Annotated in this window: 12 protein-coding genes; 6 read left to right on the top strand and 6 right to left on the bottom strand. The window is 70.2% G+C overall.

The window, feature by feature from the left end:
- Positions 1–206: 206 nt before the first annotated feature.
- Entirely contained in the window at positions 207–1,055 is an 849-nt protein-coding gene (fdhD, locus tag ACY34J_RS06215; protein WP_462725624.1) for a formate dehydrogenase accessory sulfurtransferase FdhD, read from the bottom strand.
- A 531-nt stretch (positions 1,056–1,586) separates the two neighbouring features.
- On the opposite strand from fdhD, the gene ACY34J_RS06210 reads away from it, so the two are divergent.
- Positions 1,587–2,270, top strand: coding sequence for a GntR family transcriptional regulator (locus ACY34J_RS06210; protein WP_462725623.1), 684 nt, complete (start codon positions 1,587–1,589; stop codon positions 2,268–2,270).
- 102 nt (positions 2,271–2,372) lie between these two features.
- On the opposite strand, the gene ACY34J_RS06205 is transcribed toward ACY34J_RS06210, so the two are convergent.
- The 3 genes from ACY34J_RS06205 to frc form a co-directional block, all read right to left on the bottom strand.
- The gene (locus ACY34J_RS06205) at positions 2,373–3,761 is read right to left on the bottom strand and encodes an OFA family MFS transporter (RefSeq protein ID WP_462725622.1); all 1,389 of its coding nucleotides are present in this window, start codon (positions 3,759–3,761) and stop codon (positions 2,373–2,375) included.
- Positions 3,762–3,866: 105 nt separating this feature from the next.
- The gene (locus ACY34J_RS06200; protein WP_462725621.1) at positions 3,867–6,023 is read right to left on the bottom strand and encodes an acetate--CoA ligase family protein; all 2,157 of its coding nucleotides are present in this window, start codon (positions 6,021–6,023) and stop codon (positions 3,867–3,869) included.
- Between the two features lie 3 nt (positions 6,024–6,026).
- Entirely contained in the window at positions 6,027–7,259 is a 1,233-nt protein-coding gene (frc, locus tag ACY34J_RS06195; protein WP_462725620.1) for a formyl-CoA transferase, read from the bottom strand.
- Between the two features lie 704 nt (positions 7,260–7,963).
- On the opposite strand from frc, the gene ACY34J_RS06190 reads away from it, so the two are divergent.
- From ACY34J_RS06190 to ACY34J_RS06170, 5 genes are all read left to right on the top strand, one after another.
- The gene (locus ACY34J_RS06190; RefSeq protein WP_462725619.1) at positions 7,964–8,713 is read left to right on the top strand and encodes an acyl-CoA dehydrogenase family protein; all 750 of its coding nucleotides are present in this window, start codon (positions 7,964–7,966) and stop codon (positions 8,711–8,713) included.
- A gap of 234 nt (positions 8,714–8,947) precedes the next feature.
- The gene (locus tag ACY34J_RS06185) at positions 8,948–9,430 is read left to right on the top strand and encodes a formate dehydrogenase subunit gamma (protein WP_462725618.1); all 483 of its coding nucleotides are present in this window, start codon (positions 8,948–8,950) and stop codon (positions 9,428–9,430) included.
- Positions 9,427–11,040, top strand: coding sequence for a formate dehydrogenase beta subunit (locus ACY34J_RS06180; protein ID WP_462725617.1), 1,614 nt, complete (start codon positions 9,427–9,429; stop codon positions 11,038–11,040). Before ACY34J_RS06185 ends, ACY34J_RS06180 begins: the two co-directional genes overlap by 4 nt.
- On the top strand, positions 11,037–13,853 hold the full coding sequence (fdhF, locus tag ACY34J_RS06175) for a formate dehydrogenase subunit alpha (protein WP_462725616.1): 2,817 nt from the start codon (positions 11,037–11,039) through the stop codon (positions 13,851–13,853). The genes ACY34J_RS06180 and fdhF overlap by 4 nt, the downstream gene beginning before the upstream one ends.
- Position 13,854: 1 nt before the next feature.
- Positions 13,855–14,082 carry a formate dehydrogenase subunit delta gene (locus tag ACY34J_RS06170; RefSeq protein ID WP_462725615.1) on the top strand — a complete coding sequence of 76 codons (228 nt, stop codon included), beginning with the start codon at positions 13,855–13,857 and terminating at the stop codon, positions 14,080–14,082.
- Positions 14,083–14,543: 461 nt separating this feature from the next.
- Here ACY34J_RS06170 and ACY34J_RS06165 read toward each other — a convergent pair whose 3' ends face one another.
- Both ACY34J_RS06165 and ACY34J_RS06160 read right to left on the bottom strand, forming a co-directional pair.
- A complete protein-coding gene (locus ACY34J_RS06165; RefSeq protein WP_462725614.1) occupies positions 14,544–15,224 on the bottom strand; it encodes a carbonic anhydrase in 681 nt (226 codons plus the stop codon).
- A gap of 93 nt (positions 15,225–15,317) precedes the next feature.
- Positions 15,318–16,331, bottom strand: coding sequence for a 2-dehydropantoate 2-reductase (locus tag ACY34J_RS06160; RefSeq protein ID WP_462725613.1), 1,014 nt, complete (start codon positions 16,329–16,331; stop codon positions 15,318–15,320).
- Positions 16,332–16,634 lie beyond the last annotated feature (303 nt).

Genomic DNA, 16,634 nt, shown 5'->3' with positions numbered 1-16,634 from the left:
TGGGTTCGGGTCGCCGGTCCGATCCCCCGCGGGGGCGGTGTGTGCCGGGTGTGACAGGCTCACGCCGTGCCCAACGGCGTGCATTGCCGCAACGCCGGTAGCGCGGCGAGCCGCTGCGCGTGCAGCGTTCGTACGACGCTGGGGACCGGCCGGCCCAGGGGGCGCACCCGCCGGCCGGTCCCGCGTCCGTGTCACGGGCTGTGCCGTCAGCCCAGGGCGGCCGCCGTTCGCTGGGCCAGGCGGTGTTCGCCCGCGTACACGTTCATGGAAGGGCCGCGAAGGAAACCGATGAGGGTGAGTCCCGTCTCCGCGGCCGGCTCGACGGCGAGGGAGGAGGGTGCGGAGACCGCCGCGAGCACCGGGATCCCGGCCATGACCGCCTTCTGCACGAGCTCGAAGGAGGCGCGTCCCGATACGAGGAGCACGGTGCGGGAGAGCGGTAGGCGGCCCTGCTGGAGTGCGTGACCGACGAGCTTGTCGACAGCGTTGTGGCGGCCGACGTCCTCCCGCACGTCGAGCAGTTCGCCGTCAGGAGTGAACAGCCCCGCGGCATGCAGCCCGCCGGTCCGGTCGAAGATCTTCTGGGCGGCACGGAGCCGGTCGGGGAGGGCGGCGAGCACCTCCGCGTCGACGCGGACCGGCGGATTGTCGCTCACCGGCCAGCGGGCGGTCGTGCGGACGGCCTCGAGGCTCGCCTTGCCGCACAGGCCGCACGAGGAGGTGGTGTAGACGTTCCGTTCCAGTGTGATGTCGGGAAGTGGCACACCGGGTGCCAGGCGTACGTCCACCACGTTGTAGGTGTTCGCGGCGTCGCTGGTCGCACCGGCGCAGTAGACGATGTTGGCCAGCTCCTCGGCGCTGCCCAGGACGCCTTCGCTCACCAGGAAGCCGGCGGCCAGGGCGAAGTCGTCGCCCGGGGATCGCATGGTGATGGCGAGCGGCCTGCCGTTCAGCCGGATCTCCATCGGCTCCTCGACGGCCAGCGCGTCCGCCCGGTGCCCGGTGCCCGCGCCCCTGATCCGCAGCACCCGCCTCCGCTCGATGATCCGTCCCATGTCGATCAGTCCCGGTTCTGTAGGCGCTGGAATTCGATGGTGCGGTGATCCGTCAGGAGGCCCGGTGATTCCGTCCGCCCGGCACCGGCGCGATCGGGGCCGCGCCGGTCCTCCGGCGGCAGGTGCCGCAGGTCCGCGCAAACGGCGACGCACGGGGAGCGGGCGCCGCGTCTTCCGCGCGGAACGAAGGCCGCCCGGACCGGCAACGGCACCCTGCACCCCTGAAGGCTCCGGTTGGAGTGGTCGGACAGCGAAGTCGACGTAATTCTGTCTACAGTATGTCCAGTGAGCGCGGCAAGAGTCCGTACACGCGGTGACGCGATCCGGCGCCGGCCGGCCGCCGCCGGGGGAGCGTGCGGCGTCGTTGGTTGTCTGCCGACGGCCCAACTCGCTTGCCGGACGGGCTCTTGAGCGATGCGCGAGCACCAGGTGTGAGTGGGGCCACGTCGGTGCCGGGCCTGAACGGCTCAATAGGTCGGTACACTGTAGACGAAAGTCAATCTCCGGAGAGCCGCCGACGAGGGGTGTGCCATGCTGTCCGCTGGACTGCCGTCCGGAACCGTGCCGAGGCTTGAGCGGCCGGGTCCGCTGCGCGAGCGAGTCTACGAGGCGCTTCTCGAGCTCATCATCTCCAGGGCGCTCAAGCCCGGTCAGCACCTGGTCGAGACCGAGCTCGCCGGGCAGCTCGGCGTCTCCCGCCAGCCCGTACGGGAGGCTCTCCAGCGGCTCAACACCGAAGGATGGGTGGACCTGCGGCCCGCCCAGGGCGCCTTCGTGCACGAGCCCACCGAGGACGAGGCCGACCAACTGCTCGCCGTGCGCGGTCTGCTGGAGGCCGAGGCGGCCAGGCTCGCGGCGGCGAACGCCACGACGGAGGCCGCGGCGCGGCTGCGCGAGCTGTGCGACGAGGGCGAGCGGGCCCTGAAGTCCGACGACGTCGATGCCGTGGTCGCGGCCAACGCAGCCTTCCACGCGTACGTCATGGAACTCGCGGCGAACTCGGTGCTCGCCGAACTCTCCGATCAGGTGGATCGCCGCGTGCGCTGGTTCTACACGCCGATCGCCCGCACCCGCGGTGCGCTCTCCTGGGACGAGCACCGCGAACTGATCGACGCCATCGAGGCGGGCGACGAGCAGCGTGCGCAGCAGACGATGCGGGCCCACACCGAGCACACCCGCGTCACCTACCACGAGCACACGGACACCGAGGAGTGAGGACGCCACGGCCGGGCCGGGGACAGGCGGAAGCCGGCCCCGGCCCGCAGGGAGCGGGCCGGAACCGGCGTCGTGCAGGGAAGGGGGTCTTCCTGGGCTCTGTTACACCGCCTCGCGGCTGATGGGCTGCGGGTTCGGCTCGATCCCCCGGATGCGGGGCCGCCCAGGCGCTCGCAGGAACAGCGCGAGCACGGCCGAGGCCAGACCGATGGACCCGGCCAGGACGAACGCGCCCTCGTAGTCCCACGCGGAGACCACGACCGCGCCCATGCCCGATCCGACCAGGCCGGAGATCAGCTTCGAGCTGTAGACCATGCCGTAGTTGGTGGCGTTGTTGTTCTCCCCGAAGTAGTCCGCGGTCATGGCGGCGAACAGCGGGAAGATCGCGCCGCCGCCGAAGCCCGAGACCATCGAGCAGAACAGGAAGAACGGCATGTTGCCCATCGAGCCCGAGACGAGCACGCCGAACTGGGCCGAGCCGAGCACCAGGCACACGATGATGAGCGTGTTGCGCCGCCCGTAGCGGTCCGAGATCCAGCCGATCACGCCTCGGCCGGTCCCGTTCACGATCGCCTTGAGCGACATCGCGGTGGCCACGATCCCGCCCGCGAAGCCCATGTCCTTGCCGAACGGCACCTGGAAGGCGATGCCGAAGATGTTGATGCCGGCCGTGCACAGCAGGCAGAACCACATCATCCACAGCACCGGTGTACGCGCCGCCTCCCTCGGCGTGTACTGCTTCACGGCCGGCGGGTTCTTCTCCAGCGCCCGCAGGATACGCGGGTCGGTCGGGGCCTTGAGCGGGTCCACGTGCTCCGGCCACCAGTTCTTCGGCGGGTCCTTGAAGAACCAGCCGGAGATCGCGACCGCCAGGCAGCAGATCACGCCGACGGAGACCAGAACGACCTGATAGTTGCTCAGGTCCAGATAGGAGGTGAAGAGGAAGACGAACGGCACGGAGCCGTACGCGAAGCCGCCGTTGACCAGCCCGGTCTTGCCGCCCTTGCGTTCCGGATACCACTTGCCGACCATGTTGACGCTGGTCGCGTAGACGAGACCGGCGCCGATGCCGCTGAACATGCCGAACCCGATGTACGCGAAGATCACGTTCGGGGCGAAGGCCAGCGACAGATAGCCGAGGAAGGTGCCCAGCGCGCCCAGCATCATGGCGTTCCGGGCGGGCAGCCGGCCGCTCTCGCGCAGCTGCCCGGCGGGGAAGGCGACGGCCGCCTGGAAGAACACCCAGACACCCATCAGCCAGAAGATGTGCCCGCTGGACCACAGATGGGCCTCGTGGAGGGTGTCCTCCGCGGAGGTGAAGGCATACTCCGCGGAGGAGATGCCCATCATGGCGATCCATGGGTAGAGGACCATGGTCCAGCGCGGCCGGCCCATGATGTCCCGGTCGGACTCACCCATCCGGTATGTCCGCCCGTTGCGGTCCGTCACCTCCCTGTAGGCGACGGACGTTGGGACGTCGGTTGTTGTCATGTCGAACCCCTTGCGTCGAAAGAGCCTGGCCAGCGCCCCCTGTCCGGTTCTCTTCGTGCTCGGAAGGCCCGAGGCCTCCGGTGGGACTCGCCCCTGCGTCTCACGTCATCGGCGGCCTCCATCCGGTTGCGAGGGCAGCAGGCCCGCCGCCCGTGCCCAGCGGTACTTGGCGCCCAGCGCCGCCACCGGCTTCTCCGTGGTGTACGGGTAGGCGACGACGCCGCGCTCGAAGAGGTACGCCGACGCCGTCTCGACCTCGGTGTCGCCCGCGAGCGACGCGACGACCGGCTTGTGGACGCCCTTGGCCCGGAACTCCTCGACGATCCGGGCGGTCAGCTCGGCGAAGACCATCGGCGGGGTGACGATCGTGTGCCAGTAGCCGAGCACCAGCGCGTGGATGCGCGGGTCCTCAAGACCCAGCCGGATCGTTGCCTCGTACGTCGACGGGGGCTCGCCGCCGGTGATGTCCACCGGGTTGCCCGCCGCGCCGAAGGGCGGGATGTGCTTGCGGAACGCCTCGTCAAGGTCCGGCGGGATCTCCATGAGCGACAGGCCGTTGTCCACGATCGCGTCGGACAGCAGCACGCCCGAGCCGCCCGCACCCGTGATGATCACGACGTTGTCGCCCTGCGGAGTGGGGAGCACCGGCAGCGCTCGCGCGTACTCCAGCATCTCGTTCAGGCCCGGCGCCCTGATCACCCCGGCCTGCCGCAGGATGTCGTCGTAGACGGCGTCGTCGCCGGCGAGGGCGCCCGTGTGCGAGCCGGCGGCCTTCGCGCCCGCGGCCGTGCGGCCCGCCTTGAGCACCACGATCGGCTTCTTGCGAGTGGTCTCGCGCGCCGCCTCGACGAAGGCGCGGCCGTCCTTGAGGTCCTCCAGGTGCATGGCGATGCACTGGGTGTTGGGGTCCTCGCCGAAGTAGGTGAGCAGGTCGTCCTCGTCGACGTCCGACTTGTTGCCGAGCCCGACAATCGCCGACACACCGGTCTTGGTGGTCCGGGCGAACCCGAGGATCGCCATGCCGATGCCGCCGGACTGGGAGGAGAGGGCGACCGGGCCCTTCACGTCGTACGGGGTGCAGAAGGTGGCGCACAGGTCCTGCCACGGCGAGTAGTAGCCGTAGATGTTCGGCCCCAGCATCCGTACGCCGTGCTCCTCGGCGATCTCGACGATCCGCTGCTGGAGTTCGTGCTCGCCGGTCTCGGCGAAGCCGGAGGGGATGAGGACGGCGTTGGGGATGCCCCGGCGGCCGACCTCCTCGAGGGCCACGGGCACGAACTTGGCCGGAATGGCGAACACCGCCACATCGACCTCGCCCGGCACGTCCATCACAGTCTTGTACGCCTTCCGGCCCAGAATGTCATCGGCCTTGGGGTTCACCGGGTGGATCTCTCCGGGGAATCCGCCGTCGATGAGGTTGCGCATCACCGAATTGCCGATTTTGCCCTGTTCGTTGGACGCGCCGATGACGGCGATCGACTGAGGCTGCATCAGCCGGCGCATCGAGGTGAGGATCTCCTCGCGCGAGTGGCGGCGCCGCTCGGCCGGCTGCCCCTCGCTGAGCAGGATGCGGACATCAGCGGCCATGACGCCGTCGGCGGATGCGAACACGGGGTTGAGGTCGATCTCGGCGATCTCCGGGAAATCAGCGGCGAGTTGGGAGACGCTCACGATGAGGTCGGCGAGCGCGTCCCGGTCCGCCGCCGCGCCGCCGCGCACGCCCCGCAGCACCTCAGCGGCCTTGATGCCGTCGAGCATCGACAGGGCGTCGTCGCGCGTCGCGGGGGCCAGCCGGAACGTGATGTCCTTCAGCACCTCCACCAGGACGCCGCCGAGGCCGAAGGCGACGACCTTGCCGAACGTCGGGTCCGTGACCGAGCCGACCAGCACCTCCTGACCCGCGGGCACCATCTGCTGCACCTGCACGCCGGTGATGGTCGCCTTGGGGTCGTAGGCCTTGGCGTTCTCGACGATCTCGGTGAAGGCGCTGCGCACCTCGGATGCGGAGGACACGCCGATCCGCACCCCGCCCGCGTCCGTCTTGTGCAGGATCTCCGGAGAGACGATCTTCATGGCGACGGGAAAGCCGATGCGGTCGGCCAGGGCCACCGCCTCGTCGCAGGTGGTCGCCAGCCCCTCGCCGGGCGTCGGGATGCCGTAGGCGTCGGTGATCCGCTTGCCCTCGGGCGCGGTCAGGGCCGTGCGCCCCTCCGCGCGGGCGGCGTCCAGCACCTCGCGTACGGCCGCTGTGTCATACGCCATCAGTCAGATCACTCCGTTCGCCTTGAGCAGTCGTACTTCCTCGTCGCCGAGCCCGAGCTCGCCGATGTACACCTCTTCGTTGTGCTCGCCGAGCAGGGGCGAGCTGGTGATCTCCACGGGGGAGTCGGAGAGCTTCAGGGGAGAGCCCACGGTGGTGAACCTGCCGCGCTCGGGGTGCTCGACCTCGACGACCATGCCGTTGGTGGCCAGGGACTCGTCCTCGATGATCTCCTTGGTGGAGAGGATCGGCCCGCAGGGAATGTCGTGGGCGTTGAGCGCCTCCAGCACCTTCCACTTGGGCAGGGTGCTGGACCACTCCTCGATCAGCTGGAACATCTTGTTGAGCTTCGGCAGTCGCGCCTCGGGGGTGGCCCACTCGGGGTCGTCGGCCAGTTCCGGCCGGCCGATGAGCTCGGTGATCGGCTTCCAGCCGACGGGCTGCACGATGACGTAGACGTAGTCGTTGGGGCCGCCGGGCGCGCACTTGACGGCCCAACCGGGCTGACCGCCGCCGGAGGCGTTGCCCGAACGCGGCACCTCGTCGCCGAAGTCCTCGTTCGGGTACTCGGCCAGCGGGCCGTGGGCCAGCCGCTGCTGGTCACGCAGCTTGACCCGGCACAGGTTCAGCACCGAGTGCTGCATGGCGACGTTGACCCGCTGGCCGCGCCCGGTGCGGGTGCGTTGGTAGAGGGCCGCGAGGATGGCGGCGACGGTGTGCACGCCGGTGCCGGAGTCGCCGATCTGGGCGCCGGTCGCAGTGGGCGGGCCGTCCTCGAAACCGGTGGTCGCCATCGAGCCGCCCATGGCCTGCGCCACGACCTCGTACGCCTTGAACTTCGTGTACGGGCCCTCGCCGAAGCCTTTGATGGAGGCGTAGATGATGCGGGGGTTGATCTCGCGGATACGGTCCCAGGTGAAGCCCATCCGGTCGACCGCGCCGGGCCCGAAGTTCTCCACCATGACGTCGGAGCGGCGGATCAGCTCGGTGAGGAGCTCCTTGCCGCGTTCCGTCTTGGTATTGAGGGTGATGCTCCGCTTGTTGCAGTTGAGCATCGTGAAGTAGAGGCTGTCGACGTCGGGGAGGTCCCTGAGCTGGCGACGGGTGATGTCGCCGGTGGGTGCCTCCAGCTTGATGACGTCCGCGCCCAGCCACGCGAGGAGCTGGGTGGCGGAGGGCCCGGACTGAACGTGCGTCATATCGAGGACGCGCACTCCGTCGAGCGCTTTGGTCGTCACGGTGGTCACCTCACTTGTCCGTGGTCTGGTTCGTGGTTGTGGGGGCGCGGGCGTCTCAGTCGATCAAGACGTTGGTCGGCGACGCCTCGCCGGACTCGCGGACGCTGCGCGGCACCGGGCCGATGCGGTCCGGGGCGCGGACCTGCTCGCCGTAGCCGCCGGGCATCCGCGCGGCCCCTCGTGGGGCACCGCGAGGGATGGCCGATCGCTCGGGTGCCTGGTCGGGCTCCGCCCCCCGGCCGCAACGGAACCGGTTCGTCGGGACGTTGCTGCCGACAACGGGCAGGCCGAAGCGGACGAGGGTCGCGGAGCCTCAACGCCTCGGCCACACAGTGACCACCGGAGACAAGATCGGACGTACCGTCAGACATGGTGTCCATCAGCCCTTCGGTTCCTGCTTCCAGGGCGTGCCTCCCCTTGAGGACGGCCCTTGCTGCATACAAGCAACGAATACTGTATGCAATGAGAGACCATAGTGCGCATCGGGCGGCGGATGTCCAGGCGTGTGCACGAGGTTTTTTGCCGGAGGGTGCGACCAGTTGCCGCTCATGGCGGCGGGACGGGGTGCGACCGCGCCCGTTGTGCGGCTGACCCGCCGCCCGCCAGAGGGTGGCCTGAGGCCGAGGGATGGGATACTGTATGCAATTACTGAAGATCAGATCGGGCGCATAGCCGTTTCCTGCAGAGACTTCAGGGGGATGCCCATGTCGTACCGCACCGCGCTCTCCTCCGTTCTGAGCCGCGTGATCGAGCCTTGCGCCGAACTGGCCGGTGGACGCGAGAAGTTCCCCCGCGCCTCGGTGGCCGCGCTGGGCCGTGCCGGCCTGCTGTCGCTCACCGTCTCCGCCGATGTCGGCGGCGGCGGTCTCGGTCTGGCGGAGGCCGCCGAGGTGGTGACCGAGGTGTCCCGGGCCTGCCCGGCGACCGGCGCCGTGCTCAGGTCCCACTACGCGGCCGTCGCCATCATCGAGGCGTACGGCATTCCCTGGGTGCGCCGCGAGATCGCCGCGGGGCGTCACCTGAGCACGCTCGCCCTGGCGGAGGCCGGCGAGGGCGAGGCGGGCGTCGCGGCTGCCCGGTTCCGTTCCGCGGCGACGTGCGCGGGGGGCGTGGTGGCGCTGCGCGCACGTAAGCGGGATGTGGTCGGGGCGGGGGAGGCCGACAGCTACGTCTGGTCATCCCGGCCGGCCGGCGCGCGCGACGGGCTGACGTTCTGGCTGGTCCCGGCGGACGCCCCCGGCCTCTTCGTGCCTGCCCGGCCGGACGGGGCCGGCCCGCGCGGCAGCGCGACCTCCACCGTCAGTGCCGACCCCGTCCTGGTCCCGGCGTGCGCCATGCTCGGGCCGGACGGCAGCGGGCTCGACACCGTGCTCGGAACGGTCCTGCCGTGGTTGGCCGCACTGCCGGTCCCGGGTGCGACCGTCCGGCCCGTGAAGGCCGGCGCGCACGCGTAGTGGGCACCTGAGCAGGCGCAATGGCAGAAGTGAAGACTGTATTCAAGTTGTGTGTATATGACTATGCTGAGGGGCTGTTTGTTATCGACGGAACGACCGGTACGACGAGGCGGCTGTGCTTGTCGGTGATCGCCCCTGCGCATCCGCACGAGGAGGGTCGAAGGGGTTGTATGTGTGTCAAACCAAAAGCCTGCGGCAGTGGTGAGGAGCTCGCGGCAGAGAGTGGGAGCGCTCATGACGACGAGCGTGAGTGAAGCGACGACGGAAGCCACGATCAGGGCGATCGTGGCCGCCCATCGCGGCCAACGCGGCCCGCTGCTGCCGATATTGCACGCCATCCAGGCCGAACTCGGCCACGTGCCGCACGAGGCCGTTCCGCTGCTCGCCCAGGAGCTCAACCTGTCCCGGGCGGACGTGCACGGTGTGGTCTCCTTCTACCACGACTTCCGCCGCGAGCCGGCGGGCCGCACGACGGTGCGAATCTGCCGTGCCGAAGCCTGTCAGGCGCTCGGTGCCGACGACCTGGTCGCCTGCGTCCGCGACCACGTGGGCATCACGCCGGGGGAGACGACCGCGGACGGTTCGGTCACCGCGGAACAGGTCTTCTGCCTCGGCAACTGCGCGCTGGGGCCGTCCGTCCAGGTGAACGGCGAGGTGTACGGGCGAGTGAGCGCGGATCGCCTGCGCTCGATGCTTGACGAGGCGGTCTCATCGTGACAGTGGCTTCAAACTCTCCGGTGACGGTGTACGTCCCCCGCGACTCGGCGGCCCGGTCCGTCGGTGCGGACGCGGTCGCGGCCGCCGTTCAACGGGCCGCCGCCGCTCAGGACCGGCCGGTCGATGTGGTGCGCAACGGGTCGCGCGGCATGCTCTGGCTGGAACCGCTCGTCGAGGTGGTGACTCCCGGCGGCCGCGTCGGCTACGGGCCGGTGGCCCCCTCCGACGTGGAGGGCCTCCTCGCCGCGGGCATGCTCGACGGGGCGGACCATCCGCTGCGCCTCGGTGTCGTGGACGAACTCCCGTGGCTGGCCCGCCAGACGCGGGTCACGTTCTCCAGGGTCGGGATCACCGACCCGCTCTCCACGGAGGACTACCTCCGTCATGGTGGCCTCGCCGGGCTGCGCTCGGCGCTGCAGCTCCCGCCCGCCGACGTCGTCGCCGCGGTCACCGAGTCCGGCCTGCGCGGCCGGGGCGGCGCGGGCTTCCCGGCCGGCATCAAGTGGAAGACCGTGCTGGACTGCGGCGACGAGCTGAAGTTCGTCTGCTGCAACGCCGACGAGGGCGACAGCGGGACCTTCGCGGACCGCATGGTCATGGAGGGCGATCCGTTCATGCTCATCGAAGGCATGACGATCGCCGCGCACGCGGTCGGCGCGCGCGAGGGCTACATCTACATCCGGTCGGAATACCCGGACGCGGTGGCCATGATGCGCTCGGCGATCGAGATCGCGCGCGAGAACAACTGGCTCGGCGAGCGGATCCTCGGCTCGGAGCTCTCCTTCGACCTGCACGTCAGGGTTGGCGCCGGCGCGTACATCTGCGGCGAGGAGACCTCCATGCTGGAGAGCCTGGAGGGCAAGCGCGGCGTGGTCCGCGCGAAGCCGCCCATCCCCGCGCTGCAGGGGCTCTTCGGCAAGCCGACCGTGGTCAACAACGTCCTCACCCTCGCCACCGTGCCGGTGATCCTCGCGAACGGCGCCAAGGCGTACCAGGACCTCGGCGTGGACCGCTCGCGCGGCACGCAGGTCTTCCAGCTCGGCGGCAACATCGCGCGCGGCGGCATCGTGGAGACGGCGTTCGGGGTCACCCTGCGCGAGCTGATCGAGGACTACGGCGGCGGCACGCTCTCCGGACGCCCGGTGCGCGCGGTGCAGGTCGGGGGGCCGCTGGGCGCCTACCTGCCGACGTCGATGTTCGACCTGCCGATGGACTACGAGGCGTTCGCTGAGGCCGGCGCGATGGTCGGCCACGGCGGCATCGTGGTCTTCGACGACACCGTGGACATGGCCGCACAGGCGCGCTTCGCGATGGAGTTCTGCGCGCTGGAGTCGTGCGGCAAGTGCACGCCGTGCCGGATCGGTTCGGTGCGGGGCGTCGAGGTGATCGACCGGATCGTGGCGGGCGAGGAACGCGACGACAACCTCGCGCTGCTCGAAGACCTCTGCGAGACGATGACCGAGGGCTCCCTGTGCGCCATGGGCGGGTTGACCCCGATGCCGGTGCGCAGCGCCATCACACACTTCTCTGACGACTTCCTCGCCCGCGACGCACGCGGAGCGGCCCAGCCCGCGCAGACGGGCGGCCCGAGGACGGAGGGCACGGCATGACACTTCTCAAGGAACCCGACTTCGGCACCCCGGCCCGGTCCGGTGAGGCGACGGTGTCGGTCGAAGTGGACGGACTGGCCGTCAAGGTGCCGGAGGGCACCTCGGTGATGCGCGCGGCAGCGCTCGCCGGCATCGACATCCCCAAGCTGTGCGCCACGGACAGCCTCGAGCCGTTCGGATCCTGCCGGCTGTGCGTCGTGGAGATCGACGGCCGCAGGGGAACCCCGGCGTCCTGCACCACGCCGGTCGCGGAAGGGATGCGGGTGCGGAGCCAGACGCCCAAGGTGGAGAAGCTCCGCCAGGGCGTCATGGAGCTGTACATCTCCGACCATCCGCTGGACTGCCTCACCTGCTCGGCCAATGGCGACTGCGAGCTGCAGGACATGGCCGGCGTCGTCGGGCTGCGCCAGGTCCGGTACGGGTACGAGGGCGAGAACCACCTCGACGCCCAACCCGACCGGAGCAACCCGCACTTCGACTTCGATCCGTCCAAGTGCATCGTCTGCTCCCGCTGCGTCCGCGCGTGCGATGAGGTGCAGGGCACCTTCGCGCTGACCATCGAGGGCCGCGGGTTCGACTCCAAGGTCTCACCGGGCGCCGGGGAGTCGTTCCTGGACTCCGAGTGCGTCTCGTGCGGGGCATGCGTCCAGGCCTGCCCGACGGCGACGCTCCAGGAGCGGTCGGTCGTCGAACTCGGCATGCCGTCCCGTTCGGTGATCACGACCTGCGCGTACTGCGGCGTCGGCTGCTCCTTCAAGGCCGAGCTGCGCGGTGACGAACTGGTCCGGATGGTGCCCTACAAGGACGGTCACGCGAACGAGGGCCACTCCTGCGTCAAGGGCCGTTTCGCCTTCGGATACGCCACCCACCCCGACCGGGTCCTCAAGCCCATGGTGCGCGAGAAGATCACCGATCCGTGGCGCGAGGTCGAGTGGGACGAGGCCATCCGCACCGTCGCCACGAAGCTGCGCGGGATCCAGGAGCGGTACGGCCCCGGCTCGATCGGTGCCATCTCGTCATCCCGGTGCACGAACGAAGAGGTCTACGTCGTCCAGAAGATGGTCCGCGCGGCCTTCGGCAACAACAACGTCGACACGTGCGCCCGGGTCTGCCACTCCCCGACCGGCTACGGGCTGAAGCAGACCTTCGGCGAGTCGGCCGGTACGCAGGACTTCCGCTCGGTGGCACAGGCCGACGTGATCATGACGATCGGAGCCAACCCCACCGACGCCCACCCGGTGTTCGGCTCCCGGATGAAGCGCCGGCTGCGCGAGGGCGCGAAACTCATCGTGATCGACCCGCGCCGCATCGACCTGGTGCGCTCGCCGCATATCGAGGCCGCGCACCACCTGCAGCTCAAGCCGAGCACGAACGTCGCCGTCATCAATGCCATGGCGCACGTGGTGGTCACCGAGGACCTGGTCGACAGGTCTTTCGTGACGGCACGGTGCGAAGGGTTCGACGAGTGGGCGGAGTTCGTCGCCCGCCCGGAGAACAGCCCGGAGGCCACCGAGCCGATCACCGGTGTGCCGGCCGAGGAGCTGAGGGCCGCCGCCCGGCTGTACGCGCAGGCGCCCAACGGGGCCATCTACTACGGCCTCGGTGTCACCGAGCACAGCCAGGGCTCCACCATGGTCATGGGGATGGCGAACCTCGCGATGGCGTGCGGCAATATCGGTCGCGACGGCGTCGGTGTCAATCCGCTGCGCGGCCAGAACAACGTACAGGGCTCGTGCGACATGGGCTCCTTCCCGCACGAGCTCAGCGGCTACCGCCACGTGTCCGACGACGCGGTGCGCACCGTGTTCGAGGAGCTGTGGGGCCGCACGATCCTCGCCGAGCCCGGACTGCGGATCCCGAACATGTTCGACGAGGCGATCGGCGGGTCCTTCCGGGGCCTGTTCGTCCATGGCGAGGACATCGCCCAGTCCGACCCGAACCTTCAGCACGTCACCGCGGCGCTGGAGGCCATGGAACTGGTGGTGGTGCAGGACCTCTTCCTCAACGAGACGGCCAAGTTCGCGCACGTCTTCCTGCCGGGCGCGTCCTTCCTGGAGAAGGACGGCACCTTCACCAACGCGGAACGCCGGGTCAACCGGGTGCGCGCGGTGATGAAGCCGAAGACGGGCAAGCACGAGTGGCAGATCGTCTGCGAGATCGCCACCGCCATGGGCTACCCCATGGCATACGACCACCCCAGCCAGATCATGGACGAGATCGCCCAGGTCACGCCGACCTTCCGGGGCATTTCCTATGAGGTGCTGGACAAGCTGGGCAGCGTCCAGTGGCCATGCAACGAGGAGGCGCCGGAAGGCACACCGACCATGCACGTCGACGAGTTCGTCCGCGGCAAGGGGCGCTTCATGGTCACCGCGTATGTGCCGACGAACGAGCGGACGACCTCGCGCTTCCCGCTGGTCCTCACCACGGGACGGATCCTCAGCCAGTACAACGTCGGGGCGCAGACCCGCCGTACCGGCAACGTGGCCTGGCACCCCGAGGACATCCTGGAGCTGCACCCGCACGACGCGGAGGTCCGCGGCATCGGCGACGGTGACATGGTGAGGCTGGCCAGCCGCGTCGGGGAGACGACGCTGCGGGCCCGCGTGTCCGACCGGATGCCGCCGGGGGTCGTCTACACCACGTTCCACCATCCCGTGACCGGTGCCAACGTGGTGACCACGGAGAACTCGGACTGGGCGACCAACTGCCCCGAGTACAAGGTGACGGCCGTGCAGGTCGGGCTCGCCCGCCCGCTCGACCGGCACGACGCCGAGTCCGTCCAGGACGAGCGACTCGCGGTGGTGGAGTGAGATGACCGTCACCGTGCCACCGGAGTGCCGGATGGCGAACGCCATCGCCGCGGCCTTCCAGCACCTGCCGGAGGAGCAGGCCGCCGAGGCGGTCGCGGGACACATCGGCAGGTTCTGGGACCCGAGGATGCGCGCCCGGCTGTCGGAGCTGGTCGACGCGGGAGCGGAGGGACTGGTCCCCGTGGTCATCGCCGCGGTGCAGCGCATCGGCCGGCCGGGCACCGGCTGACCGGCGGCCTCCGTCCCCGCCGGTCCCGCCTCCGTCCGCCGGCGGTGCCGGACGCCCCGCGTGAGGGGCGTGTCCGGCACCGCCGGCGGTGAGGAGGCGCCACGGGGGCCGATGCCGGTCGCCGGCCGGTCGCCAACGGCGACGACGTGGGGCGGAGAGCCACCCGGGCAGGCCGCCTGGCAGCGGGGGAGCCGGGGCGACCGCCCGCGGCCGCCTGGCCGTTCCACAGCTCAGCACACCGCCTCGCTTCCGTCGTGGTGACGGGGGACGAGGCGGTGGCGTGTACGACCCGGCGGCCGGCGACGGCCGGCTCCCGGGTGGGTCCTTCCGCCGAGCGCCCTCCCGGCCCTTCGCCCGCCGTGGCGACGGGCGAAGGGCCGGCGCGCGCGGTGGCGACGGGCGAAGGGCCGGCGCGCGCGGTGGCGACGGGCGAAGGGCCGGCGCGCGCGGTGTCCGCCGCCTCAGCCGACGCTGCCCGCCGGTGCGTCGATGTCCGTGCGGGACGCGGAATCGGCGGCCATGCCGTCCAGGCCGCGGCTGGTGACCAGCCGGGCCCGTCCGTCGTGCAGCTGGTAGGAGAGGCCGACGATCGCCGCCCGGCCGCCGGCGACCGGCCCGGCGAGCGCTGGAGAGCGGTCCAGCAGCAGGTCCACCGTGTGCCGTACGTGCTCGTCCACCATGTCGCGCTCCGCGCTGAGCCCCGCGGCGCGGGCGGCCAGCACGCTGGGCGTGACCCGTTCGACGACATCGCGCACGTATCCGGGCGGGGCCGTGCCGTCCTCCAGTGCCGCACGGGCGGCACGGATCGCACCGCACGAGTCGTGCCCGAGCACCACCACAAGGGGGCAGCCGAGTTGGCTCACCCCGTACTCGATGCTGCCGAGCACTTCGGGTCCCATCACGTGGCCCGCTGTGCGCACCACGAAGAGGTCTCCCAGCCCGCGATCGAAGATGATCTCGGCCGCGAGCCGGGAGTCGGAACAGCCGAAGAGCACGGCGAACGGGTGCTGGACGGGGGCGAGAGCGGCCCGGCGGGCGGCGTCCTGGTTCGGGTGCTGCGGGACGCCGTCGACGAAGCGTTGGTTGCCCGTCAGCAGAAGCTCGAGGGCCTGGGCCGCAGTGGGTGTCTGGATGAGGTTCATGCGTTCCGTAAAGAGCGTCACATACCAATAACTGGCTGGGAATGTGCTGCCGACCGAGGCGATCCGTGGGGTGAGGACGCCCCGGCCGCAGATTCACGTCGGCACGGACTCGGGCGTGACGCGATCCCCCGGTGTGTCCTCCGCGCCGCATCGGGCCAGCAGATCCGTGGCCGCGTGGATGGAACGCAGTGTGGGCGCCTCGGCGCCGGTGATGTCGGCGATCTCCACCACCGCCGTCACGACGGCGTCGAGCTCGAGCGGCTTGCCGGCCTCCAGGTCCTGGAGCATCGAGGTCTTGTGGTGCCCGACGCCCTCGGCGCCGCGCAGCCGCTTCTCGATCGATATGTCCGGCGTGCTGCCGACCCTGGCCGCGATGTCGAGGGTCTCCTCCATCAACTGGGTGACCAGTCGCCGCGTTCCGCGGTGCCGGCACATCTCGACCATCGTGGCTCTGGTGAGGGCACTGAGCGGGTTGAACGCTACGTTGCCCATCAGCTTGATCCAGATGTCGTCGCGCAGGTTCGGTTCGACCGGCGCCTTCAGTCCGCCGGCGACCATGGCCTCGCTCAGCGCCGTGCAGCGTGCTGAGATGTGGCCCGCCGGCTCCCCGAGGGAGAACCGGGTGCCCTCCAGGTGCCGGATCACCCCGGGGGCTTCGATGACGGTGGCGGGGTAGACGACGCAGCCGATGGCGCGCTCCGGCGGCAGCACGGCGCTGGTCGCGCCGCCCGGGTCAACCGCCTCGACCCGCCGGCCCTCGTAGGGCCCGGTCAGCCGGTGGAAGTACCACCACGGAATGCCGTTCTGGCCGGCCACGACGGCGGTGTGGTCGGCGAGCAGAGGCTCGATGAGCGATCCGCAGGACGGGTAGGAATGGGCCTTCAACCCCAGGAACACGTAGTCGACCGGGCCGATCTCGGTCGGGTCGTCCGTAGCGTGCGGCCGCGCGGTGAAGTCACCGCGCGGGCTCTTCACCTGGACTCCGTTGGCCTGCATGGCCCGCAGGTGCTCACCTCGGGCGATCAGGTGCACCTCGGCGCCACCCCGGTGCAGTGCCGCCCCGACGTACGCGCCGATCGCACCGGCTCCGAGGACTGCGATCTTCACGAGGGCTCCTCTCGTTGGGGGAGGCTGGATACTGTATGCAGATTCGCCTGGCGTGTCCAGTGTCCACGCAGAAGGTGTTCATGCGCGCCCCGGCGGTTCCGCGGCGCTCGATCGCGGCGTGTGGACTCGCGTACAGGAGGAAGTGAAGGAGTATTGCATACAGTATTCCGCCCGCCTATCCTCGCTGTGCCGCAGAGATTTCCGGGAGCGGCTTGTCGTCCGGTCCGCACGCACGCGGGCGCGGGCCGGTTGGTTTCTCCACTGTTGCGAGCCGCGCCAGTGGCTGGGAGGCGTGTCATTTCA

Source organism: Streptomyces sp. HSS9-12 (assembly GCF_054963655.1).
The sequence above is the reverse complement of the archived record's forward strand: the minus strand, read 5'-3'. Positions and strand labels throughout refer to the sequence as shown.